Raw genomic sequence first — 24088 nt, 5'->3', positions numbered from 1 at the left:
AGAGAAGAACAAATAACAAGAACTCAATTAATCATATGGAAAATTCTTCGTATGTATCTTTTCCTAAATAAATTAGTGTTTTATTGCCATTTATCCAACTCTCTTTCATCAATTCGTCTAATTTCCAAATTATAAACGATCTCAGCCTTGGGACTTCCTTGGCTATTTTTTTCTACTCCTTTTAAATACCCTGCACGAGAAAAAGCCTCCATCTTTTCATCAGTAATTTCATCCTTATTCAATTTTAATTCATCTGGTAGATTCTGGTAACTTTCTACACTAATAGACTCTTTCTGATTATTACGCAAATATATTATTTCCGAACCGTCATTGACATTAAAATCTAAATCAATTCCGGCTGTCATTTCATAATCTGCCACACCCATCTTTAAAACACCATCATTGCGCAAATATACTTTATTACCATATGTATCATAAACAACTGGGACTATACGAGCATAGACAAAACCTTCTCCACTTCCTCCACTTTTAAAAATTGGAGAAAATTCGATTTTACTGATACCACTATAATGCTCTTTTAGGTAGGTTGCGATTTGTTCTTCATAGAGCTGAAAACCATGCCGATATAGATTATCCACTTTCATTCGATCCATATAAAATTTACCTCCTATCACAAGCACAAAAAGGCAAATCAGTGATAAAAGAATAGATTTCACGCGTTTCATCATACAAAATACCATGTCTTTCTATATATAGTTTACCATAAAACTAGAGCCTTTTCCGCAATTTTACTATTGAATCATCTCTACCTCAATGACACAAACCTCCTTATTGGGATAATCAAAAACAGACCTTCTTTATAAGAAAGCCTGTTTGATTTACAAAGAGTCAACTATTTATTAGCTTCCTCATCGATTTCCACTTGTTCTGAAATTTCAACCTTAACCTTCGTGACACGGCCATTTTTAACCTTGTCATTGGTTAAAATGAGTCGCTTATTTAGACTTTCGACTTCGTAGCTAATGCGCTCTTTCGGATCTGGAATAGTCCCCACACAAGTCAAGTAATAACCAGCAATCGTATCCACATCGTCGCTTTCAATCTCAACTTCAAAGTATTCATTAAAGTCATTGAGGGTCATGGTTCCTAAGACGATGTAGGTATTCTCACCGATTTCATGGACTTCGATTTCAGCCTTGTCTGTCTCATCGTCGATCTCACCAACAATCTCCTCCAAGAGGTCTTCCAGTGTGACCAGACCAGCCATACCACCATACTCATCCAAGAGAATCGCCATTTGATTTTGCGTATTGCGCAGCTCCTTGAGCAAATCATCGACAAACATGGTTTCCGGTACAAAGAGCGGCTCCTGCAGGATCTTGCGCAGAACGATATTGTCAAAACCATTGATGAATCCTTCATTAAGCAGTCGCTTGGTATGAATCAGTCCAATGACATTGTCCTTATCCCCATCATAGACAGGAATCCGCGAGAAGCTCTGCTTGAGGATGCTTTCGATGATTTCCTTGGTGTCGTCCTGAATGTCTACCATAAAGGCATCCGTCCGTGGCACCATCAGTTCACGCGCCATCAGCTCATCCAGAGAGAAAATCCCCTGCAGCATCTCAATCTCGTCCGCATCCAAGGTCTCTTCGCTCTTAGTCAGCATATACTCAATCTCGTCCCGGGTCATCTTTTCGTCTGCATCATCAAACTTCATCGGCGTTATCCGACTCAGCAGGTTGGTTGATGCTGACAGCAACCAGACGAAGGGACTGACAATCTTACCAAGAAAAATAATGACTGGTGCAGCCCGCACAGCTAGATTATCTTTCAAGTTCATGGCAATGCGCTTAGGATAAAGCTCACCCAAAACAATGGAAATATAAGTCAATAGGACCAAAGCCAAGAAAGTTCCGATAGCACGCGCGGTTTCGGAATTTCCCATCCAAGAAGAAAAGAGTTTCCCCAGATTGTCCGCAAAGCTGGCCCCAGACAGGATATTGATAACCGTAATCCCAACCTGAATAGTTGATAAGAAGTTATTGGGGCTTTCTAAGACTGCTAGGAGGCGGCTGTACTTGAGGTCGCCCTCTTCAGCCTTTTGCTCCACACGTGCCCGATTGAGCGATACCATTGCCATCTCAGCAGCTGAGAAAAAGGCATTTAACAAAGTCAATATAAACAGTAGTAAGGCTTGCCATAACATATTCTGACTGCCAGGGTCTTCCATTGATTCTTTCTCCTCGAAATGTATAAGTAAATCTGATTATATCATATTTTTAAATTTAGTGCACAGGAAATGAAAATAAGACGGAAGGCCTTCCTTCCGTCTTATTTTCTGGTATCGAGACTCTGGAATCAATCGAATTCCAAACTCATCCTTATTTATTAATAATCCCAAACTCTTCGTTCTTCTTCTGCTGCTGGGCTTCCTTGTGATTATCATAGAGATTAGCCAAGAATTTGGCGATTTCTTTGAGGATAGAATAGGTCGGGATTGCCACAATCATCCCCAGCACACCATAGATATTGCTGGATAAGAGCAAGAGCACCATGATGGTAATAGGATGGACCTTCATCACACCACCAACGATACGGGGATAGAGGATATTGCCATCTACCTGCTGGATAATCAGCATGTAAATCAAGGCTGCCACCATCTTCTGAGGATCCGTAAAGGCATAAGTAATGACCATGGGAATCAAGCCGATACTCGGTCCTACATAAGGAATCAGATTAGCCAGACTGGAGAAAATAGCAAAGACCAAAGCGTACTTGAGCCCAATCACGCTATAGCCAATATAGGCCAGAGCACCGATAATCAGGGCATCGATTGAAATTCCGCTGATATAGCGGGCAACAGTAGCATTGAGATTGGTCAGCAAGCTGGAGATATTGAGCTTATCTCGCTTGAGGACTGTCCGCTCCAGCATGGGCAAAAGCTTATGGCCGTCCATGAGGAAGTAAACCAAGAAAATCGGCGTCATAATCAAAATCATCAGCGTGTTGACAACTGCTGACAGAACACTGCCCAAACTGTTGGTTACACTGTTAAGGATATTTTGCAGAATATCCACATAAGACAGATTGAGCTGCTGGATGGTGGACTGGATATTCAGATTTCGAAAGAGCGGATTTTTAGATAATTGATTGACAAAACTTTGAATTTCCCAATAAAGGCCTTGCGTTGAATTAATCAAGCTGCTCAGCTGATTAATCAAAATCGGCAAGAGGTAAATAACGCCCAAAGCAATCAAGCCAAATAAAAGGCTGAGCGTAATCAGAATCCCAATCATTCGGTTGATTTTGAGCTTATCCTGGAGAAATTTCACCAGCGGATTCGTAATATAGTAAAGAAATCCTCCCACAAGAAAGGGAATCAAGATGGTATTCACAACGCTAACAATCGGGGTTATCATATCCCCCATCTGGCGCCAGATAAAGAAAATAATCGTTAGCAAAAGGACCTCACTGGTCCAAAACATCAGCTTACTTTTATGAAACATTTGACTCCTCCTATCAGTTATTTTACCATAAATTTTGTTATAATAAAGGAGATTTAACGAAAGAAAGAGTAAAAATGGAAAAGATTATCAAACTGGAAAATGTAAGCTTGGCTAAACAAGGCCGAACCATCTTAAAAGATCTCAACTGGCAAGTGAAAAAGGGGGAACATTGGGCCATCCTCGGTCTCAACGGTTCTGGAAAGTCTACTCTCTTGCGCTTGCTCATGGCTGAACATTGGAAGACTCAAGGCAAGGTAACAGTTCTCGGTACGGAATTTGGCGCCGGCGACATTCCTCAACTGCGAACTAGGATTGGAGTAGTCGGCTCCTTCATTGCTGAGCGTCTGCCCAGCCGCCTCACATCTGAAGAAATCGTCCTGACAGGCAAATATAAAAGCAGTATTCTCTATGCTCCTTACGGGCAAACTGAGCTGGATCAAGCTAGGGAAATGCTGGCTTCCATTGGCGGGCAAGATTTGATTGGCCGAAACTACGCCAGTCTGTCTCAAGGGGAAAAACAGCTCTTGCTGATTGCGCGCAGTCTCATGGAAAAGCCGGAATTGCTTATCTTAGACGAAGCGACCAGCGGTCTGGATCTCTTTGCCCGCGAGCGTCTGCTGGATCAGATTGGTAAGATTACACAGATGGACCAGGCTCCTACCATCCTCTATGTCACCCACCATGTAGAAGAAATTACTGAAGCTATGGATCATGTCCTGCTCCTGAAAGAAGGCGAAATCATAGCCCAAGGTCCTAAAGGAGACATTCTTCAAAAAGAGGCCATGGATCGATTTTATCCCCAACCAGTCGAGCTGATTGAGCTGGGAGAAGACCGCTATTTCGTCAAGGTGGAGGTCAGGTCCTCATGAAGCAATTTTCTAATACTATCTTCAATCTGGGCTATTTTCTGATTCTGACCATGACTGCGATTGCTTTGCTTTTCCTGTCTGGGCAGATTCTGCTATCCCACACTTACATCCCTTTGAGGATTGCAGAAGGAGTCCAATTCGTCAGTAATCCTTGGTATTTTTACCCTATCCTCCTGCTCTTTCTCCTCAGCCTCTTTTTAATCCGGCCCTTGTTGGAAAAGGTTCAGACCAAGCATCTTTTTTTGATCCTGTCCCTCATCTTTATAGCAGCAGCGATTTTTCTGATAACGGCCTACGATGGCCGCATCCGAGCTGACGCCAAGCACGTTTTCAATGCAGCGCTAGCCTTTAATCGAGGAGATTACAGCTCGCTGACAACCATCGGAAGTTACATATATCGTAATCCCCATCAGCTAGGGCTGATGACTCTGGAGCGGATTTATGCTTTTATTTCTCCTACGACTCAGTTTGCCTTTAGCATGAATGTCGTCTGGACTTTACTCAGTCATTTCTTGATCTACAAGATTACAGCCCTGCTCAATGCCAGAGAAATGATTCAGAAATACACGATTCTGCTGACTTTTCTCTTTCTACCACAACTCTTTTTCGTTCTCTTTGTCTACGGTACCATTCCCGGTCTCTTCTTCTGTCTGCTCAGTCTCTATGCTTTTATCAAGCTGGATCAGAAAGGAAACCTGCTCTATGCCTTGCTGGGAGCGGCCAGCATCAGTCTGGCCTGCCTCCTGCGCAACAACTACATTATCTTTGCCATTATGCTGATCGGCGTCTACTTCCTGTCCGTTTTTTATAAATGGTCTTGGAAGAAACCACTGACTATCATCCTGATTTTAGCCGGCATCGTTCTTTCAAACAAGGGTCTGACGGCCTACTATGAGCAGCTGATCGGAGGCAAGATAGGTGTCGGGACACCAAAAATCGCTTATATCACCATGGGCCTGCGGGATGATCCTAATCGGCAGACCTTGGGAGGCTGGTACGATGCCTACAATACCAAAATTCTCAAGCGCAATAAGTACGATGAAAATTTGGCTACAGAAATGGCCACTCGGGATTTGAAGGATATCCTGATTCACTTCAGCAAGCATCCTGCTTATGCGTTGAAATTCTTCTACGAAAAGGTCAAGTCTACCTGGACTGAGCCGACTTTTCAGTCTATTTGGACTGGGCCTCAGATTGAGCGCCAGCAATACATGAAGCCAGCTATCCTGCGCAGCATTTATGAGGAAAGAAAAGGTTATCAGATTGTTAATTTCCTGCTCTTAACCCTGCTAGCCAGCATCTATCTGCTCTCCTGTTTCTTTATTCTACATAAATTTTTCGTCGCCGAGGAAAAGCTGACGCCTTTTGACCTCTATCCCTTCATCTTTCTCTTGGGGGGCGGCCTCTTCCACTTCTTCTGGGAAACCAAGAGCCAGTATGTCTATATCTATGTCCTCCTTCTCATCCCTTCCGCCGCTCAATCCTTAGTCGACCTGAGCGATTGGTGGAAGAACAAAGGAAAAGGGAAATCAACAGACTAGCTTGAGAAAAACCTATAAAACTTGAACACTTGATAAGAATTTCTTATAATTTTTTAGGAATACTAAGTAAAACAAAGTTGAATTTGTAATTAAAATTTTTTGTACTTTACGAAGGGAGAATAGAGATTTATGTTTTCAATATTAGGTGCAGTATTATTTGGAGTTATAGCAATTATGACAGTTCTTGTTGCTTGCGGTCTGCCTTTGGGCGAATATACAATGGGTGGACAACATAAAATCTTACCTAAGAAATTTAGAATTGTGGCAGTCATTTCGGTGGCTATCCAAATTTTTGCCATGATCATTATTTTGCAAGCTGGAGGTTTGCTTCCCTTGTGGCTGCCTTTTAAGGTTACTAAATATATTTGTTTCTTCTTTGCCGCTTATCTATCCTTGAATACAATTATGAACATGATTTCAAAAAGTAAGAAAGAGAAATATGTTATGACTCCGATTTCACTTATAGCTGCAATATGTTTTTGGATAACAGCATTTCAGATGTAGCATCTAAGCGAGAATCATCTACAGTGCGTCAAATTGAGAATTTATCTAAAAGGAGTTGATTTATTAAATATGGATAAAAGCAGAAAATTTATAGCGGTAATTTTAGCATTGCTTGCGGCTATTTTTTATGCAATAAATACACCATTTTCTAAAGTGCTTTTAAATAAGATTCCACCGACATTGATGGCATCTTTTCTATATTTGGGAGCTGGAACAGGTGTAGGTATTATGTACTTGTTTCATAGGAAAGTCGAAGAAAAGTATGAAAAGTTAAATAAGGCAGATTTACCTTATACTGTTGGAATGATTGTCCTTGATATTGCGGCACCTATATCCCTTATGATTGGCATAAATATTGGTTCAGCCTCAAATGCTTCACTGCTAGGTAACTTTGAAATTGTAGCAACAACAATTATTGCTCTTTTGATATTTAAGGAGAAAGTAACATCAAAGTTGTGGATTGCTATTGGATTTATCACAATATCAAGTATAGTTCTTTCATTTGAAGGGGCTGAAAGTTTCAAGTTTTCATTAGGTTCATTGTTTGTTATACTGGCAACTTGCTGTTGGGGACTTGAAAATAACTGCACTAGAAAAATTTCAGATAAAAGTACTTATGAGATTGTTTTACTAAAAGGTTTTTTCTCAGGTAGCGGTGCATTTATAGTCGCCCTTATTTTGGGAGAAAGAATTCCTGAAATGAAATATATAATGGCTGCTTTGCTACTTGGATTTGTGGCATATGGGCTCAGTATTTTTATGTATATCAGAGCACAAAGAGATTTAGGTGCTACAAAAACTAGTGCATATTATGCTGTAGCTCCGTTTGTAGGAACTTTTTTAGCATTTATAGTAAATGGAGAAAAACTTACTTTGGTATATTTCATTGGTCTTGTTTTTATGATAATCGGCTGCGTAATTGTTGTATATGATACAATGGTTAAACGTCACAGTCATAGTCATTCTCACATAATTGTTCACACGCATGATGGGAAAACACATACTCATATTATCACGCATGAACATGAGCATAGTCATTTTATATTAGAGGAAAAGCATAATCATAAACATAAAGATTATATGAACAGCAAAGAACATAAATTGATACATGAAAAGAGATTGTAAATTTATAAAAGTGCTGTATTTGAAACATAACAAATTAAAGTTTCAAATAAAATAAAAATTAAAAATTAAAGCAAGATTAAAATAGTTCAAGAAATAAGAAATTTGTAGAGGTGAGAAAAATATAATGGCAACACATCCAACTTAAATCGAAATAGTATAAAATTACGAGGAGATTATAAGATGAACAATTATATAAAATTAAATGAAGATAGATGGAATAATGTAAAAAATGACTATACTGAGCCATTGACACATGAAGAATTAGAAGAAGTTAGAAAACATCCAATTTCTGTTGCATTAACTGTTGGGAAAAAAGTTCCAAAAGAATGGTTTGAAAAAGCAAACGGAAAAAAGATATTAGGTTTAGCTTGTGGTGGTGGACAGCAGGGGCCAGTTTTTGCTATAAAAGGTTATGATGTCACCATAATGGATTTTTCTAAATCACAATTACAAAGAGATGAGTTGGTTGCTAAAAGAGAAGGCTTAAAAATCAACACAGTTCAAGGCGATATGACAAAATCATTTCCATTTGAAAATGAAACCTTTGATATTATTTTTAATCCAGTTTCAAATGTATATATAGAAGATTTAAAAAACATGTATAAAGAAGCTTCTCGAGTATTGAAAAAGGGTGGACTATTAATGGTCGGATTTATGAACCCCTGGATATACATGTATGATGCTGACATTGTATGGGACAAACCTGATGAGGAATTACTTTTAAAGTTTTCAATACCTTTTAATTCAAAAGAGCTTGAAGAGGAAGGCAAGATAACCATCAATCCAGAATATGGATATGAATTTAGCCATACCTTAGAAACTCAGATTAGAGGACAACTTAAAAATGGTCTCACTATGATAGATTTTTATGAATCGTGTGACAAAAGACATAGATTATCACGCTATGGAAATGACTATATAGCTACACTTTGCATTAAACTATAATATTATAGAACATACTTCAGGAGAATAGCCCATTTTATTTTCCTTAAGGATTAAAATCTAAAAATCCCAGTTTGTATAATTGAATATAACAATTTGAGAAACAGTAAATCACAAAGGTTTACTGTTTTTTTGCTCATTTTGAAAAATCATAACCACCCGTGAAAACGGGCGGCTTATACACGGACTCATAGCCATTTCCCTCCAGCGACGTCTAAAGACGTTCACTGAACTTCGTTTAGGTTAATGCTATGATTACTTGACTAATGCCTATAACAACGGGATTTCACCTTGTTCTAAAACCGCCATCTGAGAACGCTTTGACACTTAACTTATCAAAGGCAAAGTCATTTTTCCCCAATCGCGTATATATTTAGAAACTATCTTTTCATTTAGGCCCACGGTACTCACATAGTCTCCTCTCGCCCAAAACTTTCGATTGTCATAATATAACCCCTCTTGTTTTTCAATCTGAACAGGAGGGGTTGTTTTGAATTGAAATGAATAAGGCTCATCTTTGTGTTATTATCATTTTCATCACTTCATTTTAATCGTAATCAGCATATCTCCACCAAACTATTGTTGCGATAAGACCTAGAATACTCATCCCAAATAAACTGACAATGCTCCCAAAATTCAATAGTGCTTTTCCTGCAATACCACTTGCAAGTGCAGGAATCGCCCATGGAATGTATTTTCCAAAGTTAAGAGCAGAACCAAGCTGAGAAAAAATAATAGTAAAAATAATAAATGCCAATGGAGACAAATATCCCCGGCCTAAACAAGCAAAAAAAGCCACTGGAGTAGAGAGAATGATCGTAAGAGTAGTACAAAAACCAAAAGTAAGTATACCTTTGAAAATCACCATTAAGCTTCCACCCTCAAGTCCAATCAGATTGCCAGCTAATAATCCTAATAAAAGAGCAAAAATTGATAGAATATAGCTCCATAGGGCGATAACGATAAACTTGGATAATACGATTGTATCTCTTCTTATCGGGAGTGCTAATAGGTCTATCATCGTTTTATCAGAATATTCTCTACCAAAAACCCAAGATGCTGTAAATCCAAAAATGAGCAATCCCCCAACAGAAATGACTTGTGATATGGTCATTAAGTACGACGACCAGTCTGTTATCCTCATCGTTTCCATTTTTGCAGAAATCAAACCAAGATTTTTGAAATTCTCTGGATATTTCATCATAGTTGCAAACAGCCCAACAATAAAAGGAACTAAACAGATAGAACAAGCAGTTACGATGGAAAGTTTTGATTTTATTAACTTTCTCCATTCAATTAAAATACAGGAACTAAGCTTTTTCATTCGAGATTCCTCCATTATAGTCATTCAGTATTCTTAAGAAATAATGCTCTAAATCTTCTTTTTCAACAATCAGTGTTTTAGGTGGATAACCTGCATGGACTAGCAATGTAGCAACATCTTCCGGGCATTCCACAGATTTTTTATCAATTAGTTCTAAGAAATCGATATTATTTTCTGTGTCTGATTGAATGTTCACCTGATAGCCATGGTTAGATAACACTTCTTTCATGGCCTTATTATTAGATCCAGTTACTAGTAACTTCTTTTCTAAGTACTGTTCTAATTCATTGCTTTCAACTTCTCTTATAAGTCTGCCCTCATGTATAATGACTATTCTAGTAGCAATTTTAGATATTTCTTCCAGATTATGACTTGAAATAAGAACAGTTGTGCCTAGATTATTCGCCAATTCCTTTAATAGTTCTCTCACTTCAATAACTCCAAAAGGATCTAATCCATTTGTTGGCTCATCAAGAATTAGAATTTTAGGTTTATGAATAATCGCTTTTGCAATTCCTAAACACGCAACATTTCCTAAAGAAAGATGCTTCTCCTGTTTATGTTCATATTGCTTTAGTTTTAATTTCTCAACTACCCAGTCAATATTATCTTTATTAACCCCTCTTAATTTACTAACGATTTCTAAATTTTCTCTCACAGTTAAGTCTGGATAAGAATAAGGTGTCTCAATAATATAACCTATTTCGTTTCGAAGTTCTAAATTATTCAGATCTAACTTTTTTCCTTGAATATAACATGCTCCTGATGTAGATTTTATCAATCCTAACATCATTCTCATCGTTGTTGTTTTCCCTGCACCATTCAGTCCTAAAAAACCTACTATTTCACCACTTTTTATTGATAGATTCAAGTTGTTGACAACATTTTTTGTTCCATATCTTTTAGAAAGATTTGCGGTTCTAATTGCTTCTTTCACCATTACCTATCCTCCTTAGTAATTTGTTCCACAACTCCTTGTATGACTAACTTCAATGTAGTATCAAATTGTTCTTCACCGATTTCCTCGATGTGTAGAATAGTCATAGCAATCGTTCTAAATAAAGCAGAGACGATTTCTACCGATACATTTTCTCTAATATTGATTCGGGATACAATTTTTTTAACCATCCTATCATCTATCAGATGATGATTTGTTATCGCCTCTTTTGGCAATTTTCTTACGAGTAATTCCATTTCATGATTTTTGAATATGGTATACATAAATGAATAGCGAAAATCTTGATAAAAATCATAAAGTAACTGTACCAGACGATTTGTATCTATCTTGGCTTCCATATCTAATTGTTCTGTCAGGCGATCCATAACATCTATTTGATATTCTTCTAAGACCGCAAAAAATAACATTTCTTTTGAGGAATAAAAATTATAAAAAGAACCTTTGGAAATATCTACCATTACTGCCATCTGGTCAACTGTGGTTTTTTTAAGCCCATATCTTTGAAGGCATTCCTTTGCAACTTTATGTAATTTCTTTCTAATTACTTCTTTCTCTTCAGCAGTAAAAGCAGTAGCCATAACTTCCTCCTAAAAACTCTGTGACGTTTTTATTTTTACAGTCATAGATTATCATATAAACTGAAAAATGTCAAAAGTCTTATATCTTCTATGTAAGAAAATATAAGACTTTAAATTTACACACACCTTAATTCTTTTCTTTTAGACCTAATTATTCGATTTTCACGATAAAAAACAAGGATACAGTACTGAAAGCTCCTATTGTCTGGCTTTTCTCTCTGTATCCTTATTGTATCTCAAGTTCCTTCTCTCAATTTCTCAATCATGACTAAGAAAGGCGGGTTGTTAATCTGATTGATAGTCTTATAGAGGGCAACAGTAAAGTCCTGCTGAGGCAGCTGACTGACGAAGTCTAGCACCGCATCTTTTTCAACTTCGCCACCTTCATGCCCGTAGTAAATCATGATCGCTGCACGGCCGCCTTTTTCTAAGCCTTGACAGACTTTTCCCAGAGCTTCCAACGTCGTAGCGGGTCGGGTAATGACAGACTTGTCCGCCGAAGGCAAGTAGCCAAGATTAAAAATAGCTGCCTTGAAATGGTCTGTGTATTGGTCCAGAGTCTCATGGCCAGCCAAGATTAGCTGAGCATTGTCCAAGCCAGCTTTTGCCAAGCGCTGGCGGGTCTTTTCCACAGCCTGCTCCTGAATGTCAAAAGCATAGACCTGCTTGGCCAACTTAGCCAGAAAGAGGGTGTCATGTCCGTTGCCCATAGTAGCATCCACCACGATATCTTCCTTGGTCACGACTTCTGCCAAAAAGGCATGGGCCATCTGTAAGGGTCTTAACATACGAATCTCTGCTCCTTTGCTTTACAGCCTTGCTTGCTGCCACGACGACGCATTTCTGCCTCAATGGCATTGAGAACTTCCCATTTATTGAGGCTCCACATGGGGCCAATCAACATATCTCGCGGAGCATCGCCTGTGATACGATGGATGACGATATGCTCGGGGATAATCTCCAGCTGGTCGCAGATGATGGAGACATACTCATCCTGACTGAGCAGCTGCAGTCGCCCCTCATGATAATCCCGCTGCATGCGGGTATTGGTCATCAAGTGAAGCAAGTGAAGCTTGATTCCCTGAATGTCATTGTCCGTCACACAGCGGCGGACATTCTCCAGTATCATCTCATGGGTTTCGCCCGGCAGGCCGTTAATCAAGTGAGAGACAATCTCCGCCTTGGGAGCCAGCTTTCGGACTCGCTGGACCGTCTCCACATAGAGCTCATAAGAATGGGCACGATTGATGAGGTCTGAGGTCTCCTCGTAGGTAGTCTGAAGCCCCAGCTCCACAGTCACATGCATACGCTCGGACAAGTCAGCCAAGTAGGCGATGGTCTCATCAGGCAAACAGTCCGGCCGAGTTCCGATATTAAGTCCAACGACACCTGGCTCGTTTATGGCTTGCTCATAACGCTCACGAATCACTTCAAGCTTCTCATGTGTATTGGTGAAGTTCTGGAAATAGACCAGATACTTGCGAACATCTGGCCACTTGCGGTGCATGAAGTCAATTTCCTTGTAAAACTGCTCGCGAATGGGCGCATCCGGCGCCACAATGGCATCACCTGAACCCGAAACGGTACAGAACGTACATCCTCCATGCGCTACCGTACCATCCCGATTGGGACAGTCAAAGCCCGCATCAATGGGCACCTTAAAAGTCTTTTCTCCAAAAAGTTTGCGATAATAATCATTCAAAGAATTGTAAGATTTCATACCTTTCATTCTACCACAAAAAGGGGCATAGAAACAAAAATTCCCTCTTTCACAAGGAAAGAAGGAAGTCATAGCTCCCACTGATAACGCTTGAGATCTATACAGCCATTGGCCTTCAAGTCCACTCCCTCCGCCCAGAGCAAGTGTCTCTGGTCCTCCCAGCCAGGTGCGAGGCGCCCTACTGCATTGACCACCCGATGGCAAGGATGTTTGCCACCATAAAGTTCCGACTGACTGAGAATCTTTCCCACCAAGCGGGCATTTTTTGGCCGCCCAATCAAACGAGCAATCTGACCATAGGTCGCCACGCGCCCAGAGGGAATGCTATCTACTAATGCTAAAACAGCATCGATGAGTTCTTGATTCAACACGGACATGGCCCTCCTTTTACAAAGTAGATCAGAAAAGCTGGAACACTACCTTTCGTTTTAGAGGCTATATTATTAAACCACTTTCATTGAAGATGTACTCCTATTATTTCCGAGCAACTTCCATTTGACTTATAGATATAAAGCCTCCTTGACCTCCAGTCCATAGCAAGATTGTTCCTACGATGGTAGTAATCGAAACTTACTTCTACAGCTTTATTGATTAGCTAACTCTCTAAGAAACTTCCAATAATAAAGGTTTAAGAGGTTATAAGTTTTTATACATTCCATTCTACCACAAAATCCGGCAGTGACCCAAAAATCCCTTCTTCCATAAAGAAAAAGGGATAAAATTATACTCAAAAAAATATATATAAAACAAAATATAATCAATCTACAGATTTTAATGCTTCTAACATGTTTACATTTTTTAAACGGAAATTTACCACAAAACCTAGAATAGATAAAATCAATATTATGGTCGCCACTGGTATAAAGTATACAGTTAACTCAACTACTTTGGGATATACAGTATCTTTGCTCATCATCGTAATAATCGCATTATGTAAGTAATAACCTCCTACTATTCCCAATAAGATTCCTATGGCAGAAAGTATCATTGTCTCTCTGTAGATATACATCGTTACTTCCTTATCAAAGAACCCAAGGACTTTTATAGTAGATAATTCTCTAATTCGTTCAGCCACATTTATATTCGTTAAATTATATAATATTACAATGGCTAACAATACAGAAACAACTACCAAGACCGTCATTGAAGTCCCCAAAGAATTTACTGCTGTTCTAACAGTTTTAACTAAAGCAGAGTTTTGAGATAGCGCGGATATTCCTGATTTATCCAAGAAAATTTTAGAACTACTAGAAATGTTTGAAGCAGACTTATTTTTTAAGTTAATCAAGTATGCATTGTTTTCTGCGATTTCACCAAAAGTTTTATGATAGTAATCATTACTCATAAAAATATAATGCCCAACATTCATCTCAACAATATTAGCCACTTTTATTTTGTAATTTTTCCCGTCATTATCTTTAAAATTAAAATATTCTCCTTTCTTTACATTATAATAATCAGCCAGCTTTTGGGAAATCAAAGCTCCCTTATTAGAAAGTTTTAACTCTTTACCTGATTCAGTATTTCTTAATGTAATGAAAGAATCTAGCTTTCCATCACTACTTATAACAGAGATTGACTTCTTATCAATCTGACCTGAAATTTTCTCGCTAATACTTTTATAATGTATTTCTTTAAATTCATTCACTCTCTCAGACTTCAAAAGATTATCAATTTCTTTTTGCTCATCTTGACTAATATTATTTTTTTTAACAGCTAATATATCAAAACGAGTTATTTCTTTGAATTGATTATTTACAACCTTACCAATAGAAGACTGAATCCCTAATCCTGCAAAAAGTAAGGCAACAGAACCAGTAACACCCAGCACCGTCATCATCATTCTTTGCTTATATCTAAAAATATTTCTAGCTGTTACCTTTTGAGTAAAATTCAAACCATTCCAAATAAAGCCAATCCTCTCCAAAAGAATCTTTGAACCACTCACTGGAGGCTTGGGCAACAATAATTGAGCAGTATTTTCATTCAACTCTTTTCTAGCCACCAGAAAAGTAGGCATAACAGCGCTTATTAGAGTAAAAATCAATGACAAGAGTGAAAAGGAGCAATAGAAATAAAGCTTTGGACCACCTATAATCATCGTATTTGAAACAGTTCGGGTCACGATGCTAGGTAAAACATACTGACCTAAAGCGATTCCTAATAGTGTTCCGGTAAAACCAGCTACTGTTCCATAACAAATAAACTTTTTCAAAACATCAAAATCTGAATAACCGAGTGCCTTCAATATCCCTGAATTGATCCGCTCTTCGTTGACGAAGCGAGTCATCGTAGTAAAAGTGACTAGTGCAGCAACAAGGTATAAAACTACAGGAAAAAGGTTACCTATATTACCAATATTGTTTTTTATTGACTCATAAGTTCTATAGCCTTCTCCCCCTGGAAAAGTTGTACGCGTATATGTGTTATAACTAGGTGCCTCTAAAGAATCAATTTTATTTTGACCATTCTTTATATCTTCTTCAGCTTTATTAATTTTATCCTGTGCCTCAGAAAATTCCTTATTAATCCCGTTTAACTGGGTTTCTGGCAAATTCGCAACTGCTTCTCTTTTTTTAGCTAAATTCGATTTTGCTTCTTCAAGTTGAGCTTTTTTTGAATTGATTGACGATTGCTGAGTCTTTTTTATATCAACTAATCTCTGCTCTCCATTATCAGAAAGCAAGTCATCTAGTTGTTCCTGTTTTTTCTGAATGATTTCTGAATATTTGTCTGAATAAGGATTTACTCTATCAGTTTCATCATACTTTAATCGTGCAATTGTATATACATCACTTGAAAATGAATCTGAACTGACAACTCCATAAGCCGATAAAGTCCCATCACCAGCAGTTGTGTTCCCTAAGTTAGTTGTTGACCAGATTTCTGCAGAATTAACAAAACCGACAATTTCATATTCATCCCCCTTTAAAATTGAATTTTTTTCCTCTTTAAATTCAATTTTGTCTCCCACTTTATAACGATCTTTTAAATTCGATGATAAAGCAATTTCCTTACTATTTTGAGGGAATTTCCCAGAAACTAAGTCATATAAAGAGATATCCTTACTATCTGAAAAAACTCTCATTGACTTGTTACTATCTTTTATGGAAGTATCAACCATATACCCGTATTCAATAATTACATCCTTTATACTGTCCAATTCAGCTTTATCTTTCTTATCTAAACCAGCATTTGATATGACTGCTAAATCCATCGTTTTTTGTTTATCCAAATATGCTCTAGCCGTTCTTTCCATATCTGGCGGTGTAGCTTTTAAACCGGTTAATGCAAATGAACCAAGAAACATTAACAACATAATCGAAATGAATCGTCCCTTGGATAAGGCAAAAGATTTCCTTATATCTTTCCAAAATGTCGTTTTTTTCACTTTTCATACTCCTTAATATTCTATTGATTCAATATCCTTAGGATTGTCATTAATTTCTACTGAACTAATTTTTGCATCATGCATGTAAATTACTTTATCCGCAATAGGAGTAAGTGCAGAATTATGAGTGACAATGATCACGGTTGAATTCTTATATCGAGACATATCCTGTAAAATTTTTAGCACTTGCTTACCTGTCTTGTAATCTAATGCTCCTGTCGGCTCATCACATAACAATAATTTAGGATTTTTTGCAACTGCTCTAGCTATTGAAACCCTTTGTTGCTCTCCTCCTGATAACTGAGCTGGAAAATTATTCATTCTTTTTTCTAACCCCACACTCCTCAAAGCTTCTTCAGCATCCATAGAATCTTCAACAATCTCTGAAGCAAGTTCAACGTTTTCCTTAGCTGTTAAATTAGGAACTAGATTGTAAAACTGAAAAACAAAGCCGACATCCTTTCTTCGATAATTCGTCAATTCTTTCGCACTATAATCAGAAATATCATTTCCATCGATAATGACCTTTCCTTCATCATTACTGTCCATGCCACCTAAAATATTTAAAACAGTTGATTTACCAGCTCCTGATGCTCCTAAAATAATAACGAGCTCCCCTTTATCTATTTTGAAATTGATATTATTATTAGCGACAATCTCGCTGTCTCCTGATTTATATCGTTTAAAAGAATTACACATCTCTATATAGGTCATTTTATGCCTCCATAATTTTTCTTAATTTAGTCATCATAAATTTTAGCCAAAACATTATAATCACAAGTATCAAAAAATCTGAAATAAAATAAGAGGACCATAGGCCAGTTATTCCAAACAAAATTGGTAAAAATAATGCTAAAGGTATTTGAAAAATAATCTGTCTCAGAATAACTAAAAAAGTAGATATCCGCGAGAAAGAAATATATTGAAAATAGTTAGTTCCGATATTGATGATTCCTTGTACAGGTAACGAAATCATAACAAGTCTTAAGGCTGTACTAGAAAACTTTATAAATTTCGGATCGCTTGAATTAAAAAGTGTAGCTATTTGCACTGCAAAAATTTGAATTACAAGGAACAAGCACAGAGAAAAAATTGTGCTGATTATTAGTGAAAGACTAAGTGATTGCTTTATTCTACTATAATTTTTTGCACCATAATTAAAACTAATTACAGGCTGAACTCCATTTGTAATAGCATTCATCAAAGAAATAATATAGCGATAGATTGAAGAAGTTATAGATAAAGCAGCAAGACCATAAGTACCAGCATAATCAAAAGCAACCCTATTATATAATATCAGTAATATCACAGATATGACAGTTGTGAGAAAGAATGGCAACCCCATTGCAATAATTTTATTGATAAGCTTTTTATCAATAAATAATAAGCTCTTCAAATCTATTTTTAAATCGTTATATTTTCCAGTGTACTCTCTGAATGTCAAGATAAGTGCAGCAAGATTAGCCAGAACTGTAGATAAAGCTGATCCAAAAAAACCAGTATGAAATACAAGAATTAGAACTGCACCAGTCCCTGCATTCACAAGAAATGAAATAGCATTGATATGTAAAACTTCTTTAATCTTACCTTGAGCCCGCAAACAGTACAAAAGAGTGTGTGAGACAAAATATATAGGCGCTCCAATAAGAAATGTAAGGCAAAATTCTTTAACATAATGATACAGTTCTTGTGGTGCCCCAAAAATAATCAATAAACCTTCTAAAGAAAACCATAAAAGTATCGACTGTAGAATTGATAAAATTAAAGAAACTTGGATAGAGGAATCTAAAATTAATCGGGCATTTTTGTAATCCTTTTTGCCAAGTGAGATTGTCAACAAGGATGCTGTTCCTTCGCTTGCTAGAGCTGAAAAAGCATAGACCAAAGCGTATATCATAAATGTATATGTATTAGCGGAATTCCCCTCAAGCCCTAAGGTCTGTCCAATGAATATGCCATCAACTAAATTATAAGACCCACTTACTATTGCTGTAACTAATGAGGGAATAATTAGTTGAACTAACAGTTTTTTTACAGATATATTTTCTAATTTATTCATGACTATGTCTCATATGTTCAAAGCTCTTTCTATTCCTAAAGATTCTTCCAGTCATATACCCTTTTAGACAACATTTTCCATTTTGATAAAGAGCATAGACACAATATCCTTTATGCTTTGCTGTTTTATCCGAAATAACTTGAATAATCAAAGGAGTCTTTTGAGTTACAAAACTTTGATAAACTTTTGTTTCTTCAGTAGGAATAAAATGCTCCTCACCACTCAAAGCTTCTGCAGACGTAGATAAACAGGCTTGTCGGCAAATTTCAGTTAAAATAATTGATTCGACATGATCTTCAGCCTTGTGATCAAGTTGAATTTCTTTTGTATCAAAAAAACCTCTCAGATAAAATACATTTGTATTTGGCAATCGTTTGCTTTTTGAAACCATTACATTATTTTTTTCAACTTTATGTACAAGCTCTTTATCCACTTTAATTTCGGTAAAAAGCACATCGTTTAGCACTTCACAAGGTATCCCAATTTTTTCACTCAATCTTAGAATATTATCAAATAAAATTTCTGTTCCCGCATTTTCCAAAGTAATATCACTATATTTTTTATCATATAAGTGAGTCATTATTTCACTATCATTTTCAAAATCTGGGAAATAAACAGAAACATTTTCTTTTAAAATTAAAAGAGTCAGTTCTATATCAGTAATAGTATTTAGGATAATTATCTGAGAAGATAAAGTATCCACATGGTCTTTTTTATGCTTGCAAATTGTAAAATAATTAGTAAAGTCATTTTTAAATACAGAATTCATAATTTCCCCCTCTAAATTGAATTTACATGATATAAGTTACATAATAACATTTTCATTATACTGCTTCCAGTACCAAAAATTTACAAAATGTAGCCAAAATATCTCGTTTTTACAGAATAATCAAATGCAATTTAGAAAATTTTTTACAAACTGTAATTTTTTTGTTAATATTGAATCTAATTAATTATACTTAGATTAAAATTATTTTTTAATAATAACAATAGAAGTACTAGGCTACATATAGACTGACAAGGAGAATAACAGCGATGACCAAAGATACGCGAGAAAATATTATCACTGCTTTCTTTCGACTTTCTGAAAAATATCCTGATAAATCTAACTTTTCTTTTTCTGAGATTGCAGAAGAAGCAGGCATAGCGAGACAAACAATCTATAAAAATCATTTCAACTCTCCTAACGAAATAATTGAAGCTATTCATCATGACATTGACGAACGAATAATGTCAAAAATGCTAGATTTTGTACCAGGTTCAAATGGATCCGATAATGCTCTTCTTATTGACTTCCTTGCTTCTGAAATAATACCATTAATTTATGAGAATAGAATCTGGCTAAAATATCTTTATTCAACTGCAGCTGATCCTAATTGGGAACTTTTTTTAAAGAACCAATATAAGACTTGGATTAGCCAAAACATTCAACTGTCTAGTAAAATGGGTTTATCTAAAGAGTTTACTGAAGAATTACTTGTTAATTATACTCTATCAATTATAAAGTCATGGATTTCACAAGCAATTCCAGAATCTCCTGAAGTCTTTTCTAAAAAATTCAAATCACTTTGCAAGCTATCTATTCAAGATATTATTCAAAATGCTTAAAACTCAAAAAACACCAAATGAACTACTTACCATGTTCATTTGGTGTTTTTCAATAATTCAATTATAACTCATTTTTTAACGACCAGTGTATGATAACTGTAAATCCAAAACTAAGTTTGAATTCTAAAACTCAAGAATTATGCCATAAATGATTTTTCGACTCTGTAACTCTGTTCTTATTGATTATTCTTATCAAAGTAAACGCTATTTCTGCTTTCCCTTGAAACGCCACTGAAAACGCAGCTTGTCATAAAAGGGAAATTCGATATTGAGAATGGCAAAGCCCATCAAGGCTCCTCCGATAACATCTGTCGGATAGTGCACGCCCAGATAGACTCTGGAGGCCATAACAGTGAAGATATAGACCAGGAGCAGGCCTTGTACCAAGCGCTTGATTTTTTGGTTTTGAATCCGTTGCTGAGCGATAATAATCAAGGTTCCAAGAACAATGGCTGCCGCCATGGAATGTCCGCTCGGGAAAGAGTAACCGCCCTCTTCGACCAAATGCGAAAGACTCGGCCGGCTTCTGTGGTAAACAAGTTTAATCAGCTTAATCAAAATCCCATGTAAGACCAGATTTCCCGCTAGCAAGGCAGCTTCCAGCTTCCATTTTTTATAAAGGAAAAACAGGACAAGAGCTGAAACCCAGATGATAATACCCATCGGATCAATCACACTGGTCACTAGTTTGAAAAAAGTTGTCAAAGCTGCAGGCAAGTCTCCCCGCAGCCAGGTCTGAATCGGGGTGTCAAAGCTGATCAGCTGGTCAGGATAAAACTTGACCATGTAGCCTAGCATGACGAAAAGTAAAAGGGCAAAAGAGCCCTTTGTTAGATAAGATTGTTTATTTTTCATAGCGTTTTAGAACAGGCTGTAAGAGTTTGTAAATTAGCCAAAAGACGACAGCCCAAATCACTCCTTCTAATAGGTTAAAAGGGACAATCATAGTCAGCAGATACTTGGACAGGCCATATGTTTTATAAATATCAAAACCAGCAAATCTCGCAAAGAGAGGAACTGCATAAATGACATTTAAAACAATCATAGTTACAGTTAGACCAAGCGTTGCTACCAGAGAAGCCTTCACATAGTCAGACAAGTTTTTCCTTTTTTTCCATAAGAATGCAAAAGCAGAAACAAATACAGCTACTGCCAATATATTCATGGGGAGACCGATAAGAGTGCCTATACCATGATTATTCAAAGCTAGCTTTAAGACAGAGCGAATCAAGAGCACTGCCATAGAGCTTTTAAAATCCAAGACCACCAAAGCCAGTAAAATCGGAATAATTGAAAAATCCAACTTTAGAAACTCGGTTATCAAGGGAATCTCATAAAGCATGAGTAGAAATGATAGAGCAGATAAAACTGCTACAATCGCCAACTTACGAGTATTTGTCATCACAGGTTCCTCCAATTTATAAAAATTAGAGAAGCCGGAAAGGCCACTGAAAAAAAAGCTTGTCAGCTAATAATTATTTAGTATAAGGCTAAGCCCTTAAATAAAGATTAAACGGCAAGATTGCTTCACTGCCTCTCGTCTTCTCCCATCCAGACTATACTGTCGGTTGTGGAATCTCACCACATCAGCTTGCGCTCGCGGACTTGATTTGGCATTGAGGAAAAAACATTTTCCAGCCAAAAGTTACCGCCGGTCGGGAATCTCACCCTGCCCTGAAGACATCATTATCATAACAAAAAAAGCCTGCCAGAGCAAGCAATTTGATTGATGTAATTAGAAATGTTTCAACAATAGTATTCTATCTATTAGAAAAAATTACTGCTTAGATACATTCATTCCCCTACTTCAGCTTATCCGCTTCATACTCATGTACCAAATCTAAGCCAGCAAAATTCTGCTGGCGCAGAGCTTCATAGACAATCATGCAGACAGAATTCGATACATTAAGGCTACGGACATGCTGGTCGTTCATGGGAATACGCAGAGCCTTTTCTGGATGACGACGCATAAATTCTTCTGGCAGCCCCTTGTCCTCTCGGCCAAACATAAAATAGTGCGAATCTTCTGCTGCATAGTTCTCCTCAGAATAGACCTTCTCTGCAAACTTAGAAATCAGATACAGACGGCCGTCCATCTGCTCCATAAAATCGTCTAAACTCTCATAATAGGTGATGTCCAGCTTATCCCAATAGTCCAGCCCCGCCCGCTTCATCTTGCGGTCATCAATGGGAAATCCCATAGGCTTGATGATGTGAAGCGGCGAATTAGTCGCGGCGCAAGTACGGGCAATATTGCCGGTATTCTGCGGAATCTGAGGCTCAAAAAGAACGATATGATTTTTCATAATAAGAATATTTTTCCTAGTATTTTTCTTTAGATAAAAAAATAGCCACACTGCCCGGAGTCAAGCTCAGCAAACAGCGTGGTTAAGGCTTCATTAACTTACATCACAACAGGTTTGAGGTAAACCAATGAAGGTACTCATTTAGTATAACACTTTCAGCCTACAAGTCAATAAAAACGGCTCAAAAAATTCTAGTTTTTTTAAAATTTTCATAGGAAGATACCATTTTTGTAAAAAAATATTCGGAATTCTATAAATAACTAGACTATTCTGTATTATATAGATGAAATTTAAATGAAAAAAGAGTATGATAGATACATACTTTGGAGGAATCTAAACTTATGAAAATTATCGTTGTTGGCGGCGGGAAGGTCGGAACGGCCCTCTGTCGCTCCTTAGTGGCTGAAAAACATGATGTTATCCTGATTGAGCAGGATGAGGCTGTTCTCAACCAGATTACCAAACGCTATGATATTATCGGTATTTCTGGCAATGGTGCTAACTTCAAAATCCTAGAGCAGGCGGATGTTAGCCACTGTGACATTTTCATCTCTATGACCGAGCAGGATGAGGTCAACATGGTTTCAGCAGTCCTAGCAAAGCGGATGGGGGCTAAGGAAACTATCGTCCGAGTGCGCAATCCTGAGTATTCCAACCCTTACTTTAAGGAGAAGAACATCCTGAGCTTCTCACTGGTGGTCAATCCTGAGCTCCTAACTGCTCGCTATATTGCTAATAACATTGACTTCCCTAATGCCCTGTCAGTAGAGCATTTTGCCAATGGTCGGGTGGCACTGATGGAGTTCAAACTCAAGGAAGACAGCAATCTCTGCCAGATGAATATTTCCCAGTTCCGTAAGAAATTTGGAAATATCATTGTCTGTGCTATTGAGAGAAAAGGGCACTTGGAAATTCCTGATGGCGACTTCACTTTGGAGGCCGGGGACAAGATCTATGTAACAGGTAACCGCCTAGACATTGTTCAATTCCACAATATGGTACGCCCTAGAGTGGTTAAGAGCCTGATGATTATCGGGGCTGGCAAGATCGCTTATTACCTGCTCAATATTCTCAAAAACAGTAAAATTGAGCTCAAAATCATTGAATCCAACCGTGAGCGGGCAAACTTTTTCAGTCAGGAATTTCCTGATCTCTATGTCGTCCATGGTGATGGTACTGCCAAGGACATCCTGCTGGAGGAACGCGCTAATAACTTTGATGCCATCGCTACCCTGACTGGTGTGGATGAAGAAAATATCATCACTTCCATGTTCCTTAATAATCTAGGTGTACAGAAAAACATCACCAAGATTAACCGGACCAGTTTGTTGGAAATCATTGATAATCAAGATTTTGCCAGCATCGTGACACCTAAAGGTATCGCTGTTGATACCATTATGCACTTTATCCGCGGTCGCTACAATGCTCAATTCTCTAACCTAGAAGCTCTGCACCATGTAGCCAATGGCCAAATTGAGACCCTGCAGTTCCAAATCAAGGAAGAAAACAAGATGACTGGTATTCCTCTGTCTCAGCTTCATCTGAAGAAAGATGTCCTGATTGCGGCCATTATCCGTCAAGGCAAAGCCATCTTCCCTACCGGCGATGACGACCTGCAAGTCGGAGATAAGATTATCGTTACTACTCTGCTGCAAAATATCACCCAGATTTACGATCTGTTAGCGAGGTAGGC

General features: G+C 37.5%; 23 protein-coding genes, 1 pseudogene and 1 riboswitch. Of the genes and pseudogenes, 7 read left to right on the top strand and 17 right to left on the bottom strand.

All coding sequences use genetic code 11. From position 1 onward, the window contains the following. Nucleotides 1-80: 80 nt before the first annotated feature. The 3 genes from O3620_RS04885 to O3620_RS04875 all read right to left on the bottom strand — a co-directional run bounded on the left by O3620_RS04885 (nt 81) and on the right by O3620_RS04875 (nt 3470). A complete protein-coding gene (locus O3620_RS04885; protein WP_371601490.1) occupies nt 81-689 on the bottom strand; it encodes a hypothetical protein in 609 nt (202 codons plus the stop codon). A 164-nt stretch (nt 690-853) separates the two neighbouring features. Further along, nucleotides 854-2194: a hemolysin family protein gene (locus O3620_RS04880; RefSeq protein ID WP_371601489.1), complete on the bottom strand. Its 1341-nt coding sequence runs from the start codon at nt 2192-2194 to the stop codon at nt 854-856. A 151-nt stretch (nt 2195-2345) separates the two neighbouring features. Then, nucleotides 2346-3470 carry an AI-2E family transporter gene (locus O3620_RS04875; RefSeq protein WP_002894636.1) on the bottom strand — a complete coding sequence of 375 codons (1125 nt, stop codon included), beginning with the start codon at nt 3468-3470 and terminating at the stop codon, nt 2346-2348. A gap of 74 nt (nt 3471-3544) precedes the next feature. Between O3620_RS04875 and O3620_RS04870 the strand changes: the two genes are divergently transcribed. The 5 genes from O3620_RS04870 (at nt 3545) to O3620_RS04850 (ending at nt 8454) form a co-directional block, all read left to right on the top strand. Then, a complete protein-coding gene (locus tag O3620_RS04870) occupies nt 3545-4339 on the top strand; it encodes an ABC transporter ATP-binding protein (protein WP_002918492.1) in 795 nt (264 codons plus the stop codon). Next, the gene (locus tag O3620_RS04865; protein WP_002918491.1) at nt 4336-5880 is read left to right on the top strand and encodes a hypothetical protein; all 1545 of its coding nucleotides are present in this window, start codon (nt 4336-4338) and stop codon (nt 5878-5880) included. The genes O3620_RS04870 and O3620_RS04865 overlap by 4 nt, the downstream gene beginning before the upstream one ends. A gap of 129 nt (nt 5881-6009) precedes the next feature. Beyond that, nucleotides 6010-6384: a hypothetical protein gene (locus tag O3620_RS04860; RefSeq protein ID WP_002914568.1), complete on the top strand. Its 375-nt coding sequence runs from the start codon at nt 6010-6012 to the stop codon at nt 6382-6384. A gap of 69 nt (nt 6385-6453) precedes the next feature. Further along, complete coding sequence (locus O3620_RS04855) at nt 6454-7509, top strand: DMT family transporter (RefSeq protein ID WP_002914567.1); 1056 nt, start codon at nt 6454-6456, stop codon at nt 7507-7509. A gap of 180 nt (nt 7510-7689) precedes the next feature. After that, on the top strand, nt 7690-8454 hold the full coding sequence (locus O3620_RS04850; protein ID WP_002918490.1) for a class I SAM-dependent methyltransferase: 765 nt from the start codon (nt 7690-7692) through the stop codon (nt 8452-8454). 283 nt (nt 8455-8737) lie between these two features. Here O3620_RS04850 and O3620_RS04845 read toward each other — a convergent pair. The 11 genes and pseudogenes from O3620_RS04845 to O3620_RS04795 form a co-directional block, all read right to left on the bottom strand. Continuing rightward, nucleotides 8738-8898: pseudogene (locus tag O3620_RS04845) on the bottom strand (IS200/IS605 family transposase); the annotation flags it as partial. A gap of 100 nt (nt 8899-8998) precedes the next feature. Then, nucleotides 8999-9775: an ABC transporter permease gene (locus tag O3620_RS04840; protein ID WP_002918489.1), complete on the bottom strand. Its 777-nt coding sequence runs from the start codon at nt 9773-9775 to the stop codon at nt 8999-9001. Next, nucleotides 9762-10715: an ABC transporter ATP-binding protein gene (locus tag O3620_RS04835; protein WP_002918488.1), complete on the bottom strand. Its 954-nt coding sequence runs from the start codon at nt 10713-10715 to the stop codon at nt 9762-9764. Before O3620_RS04835 ends, O3620_RS04840 begins: the two co-directional genes overlap by 14 nt. Next, on the bottom strand, nt 10715-11311 hold the full coding sequence (locus O3620_RS04830) for a TetR/AcrR family transcriptional regulator (RefSeq protein ID WP_002905122.1): 597 nt from the start codon (nt 11309-11311) through the stop codon (nt 10715-10717). Before O3620_RS04830 ends, O3620_RS04835 begins: the two co-directional genes overlap by 1 nt. A 236-nt stretch (nt 11312-11547) precedes the next feature. Beyond that, entirely contained in the window at nt 11548-12099 is a 552-nt protein-coding gene (locus O3620_RS04825) for a class I SAM-dependent methyltransferase (RefSeq protein ID WP_002918486.1), read from the bottom strand. Further along, nucleotides 12093-13040, bottom strand: coding sequence for a TIGR01212 family radical SAM protein (locus O3620_RS04820; RefSeq protein ID WP_002918484.1), 948 nt, complete (start codon nt 13038-13040; stop codon nt 12093-12095). Before O3620_RS04820 ends, O3620_RS04825 begins: the two co-directional genes overlap by 7 nt. A gap of 59 nt (nt 13041-13099) precedes the next feature. Next, on the bottom strand, nt 13100-13408 hold the full coding sequence (locus O3620_RS04815) for an MGMT family protein (RefSeq protein WP_002918483.1): 309 nt from the start codon (nt 13406-13408) through the stop codon (nt 13100-13102). Nucleotides 13409-13788: 380 nt separating this feature from the next. After that, nucleotides 13789-16422, bottom strand: coding sequence for an FtsX-like permease family protein (locus tag O3620_RS04810; RefSeq protein WP_101772167.1), 2634 nt, complete (start codon nt 16420-16422; stop codon nt 13789-13791). A gap of 12 nt (nt 16423-16434) precedes the next feature. Beyond that, nucleotides 16435-17136 carry an ABC transporter ATP-binding protein gene (locus tag O3620_RS04805; RefSeq protein WP_002905129.1) on the bottom strand — a complete coding sequence of 234 codons (702 nt, stop codon included), beginning with the start codon at nt 17134-17136 and terminating at the stop codon, nt 16435-16437. Between the two features lies 1 nt (nt 17137). Continuing rightward, the gene (locus O3620_RS04800; RefSeq protein ID WP_002905130.1) at nt 17138-18481 is read right to left on the bottom strand and encodes an MATE family efflux transporter; all 1344 of its coding nucleotides are present in this window, start codon (nt 18479-18481) and stop codon (nt 17138-17140) included. Then, on the bottom strand, nt 18474-19250 hold the full coding sequence (locus tag O3620_RS04795) for an AfsA-related hotdog domain-containing protein (protein ID WP_002905132.1): 777 nt from the start codon (nt 19248-19250) through the stop codon (nt 18474-18476). The genes O3620_RS04800 and O3620_RS04795 overlap by 8 nt, the downstream gene beginning before the upstream one ends. 266 nt (nt 19251-19516) lie before the next feature. Between O3620_RS04795 and O3620_RS04790 the strand changes: the two genes are divergently transcribed. Further along, complete coding sequence (locus O3620_RS04790) at nt 19517-20089, top strand: TetR/AcrR family transcriptional regulator (protein ID WP_002918478.1); 573 nt, start codon at nt 19517-19519, stop codon at nt 20087-20089. Between the two features lie 204 nt (nt 20090-20293). Here O3620_RS04790 and O3620_RS04785 read toward each other — a convergent pair whose 3' ends face one another. The 3 genes from O3620_RS04785 to O3620_RS04775 all read right to left on the bottom strand — a co-directional run bounded on the left by O3620_RS04785 (nt 20294) and on the right by O3620_RS04775 (nt 22395). Continuing rightward, on the bottom strand, nt 20294-20944 hold the full coding sequence (locus O3620_RS04785) for a phosphatase PAP2 family protein (RefSeq protein WP_002918477.1): 651 nt from the start codon (nt 20942-20944) through the stop codon (nt 20294-20296). Beyond that, on the bottom strand, nt 20934-21491 hold the full coding sequence (locus O3620_RS04780; protein WP_002918476.1) for an ECF transporter S component: 558 nt from the start codon (nt 21489-21491) through the stop codon (nt 20934-20936). The genes O3620_RS04785 and O3620_RS04780 overlap by 11 nt, the downstream gene beginning before the upstream one ends. 133 nt (nt 21492-21624) lie before the next feature. Further along, nucleotides 21625-21775: riboswitch (FMN riboswitch) on the bottom strand. 116 nt (nt 21776-21891) lie between these two features. Then, nucleotides 21892-22395, bottom strand: coding sequence for a tRNA (cytidine(34)-2'-O)-methyltransferase (locus tag O3620_RS04775; protein WP_032912824.1), 504 nt, complete (start codon nt 22393-22395; stop codon nt 21892-21894). A gap of 341 nt (nt 22396-22736) precedes the next feature. On the opposite strand from O3620_RS04775, the gene trkA reads away from it, so the two are divergent. Beyond that, on the top strand, nt 22737-24086 hold the full coding sequence (gene trkA / locus O3620_RS04770) for a Trk system potassium transporter TrkA (protein WP_371601488.1): 1350 nt from the start codon (nt 22737-22739) through the stop codon (nt 24084-24086). Nucleotides 24087-24088: the final 2 nt, after the last annotated feature.

The organism is Streptococcus sp. 27098_8_134, assembly GCF_041431675.1.
Lineage (GTDB): Bacteria > Bacillota > Bacilli > Lactobacillales > Streptococcaceae > Streptococcus > Streptococcus sanguinis_R.
This window is presented reverse-complemented; position numbering and strand designations above follow the sequence as displayed.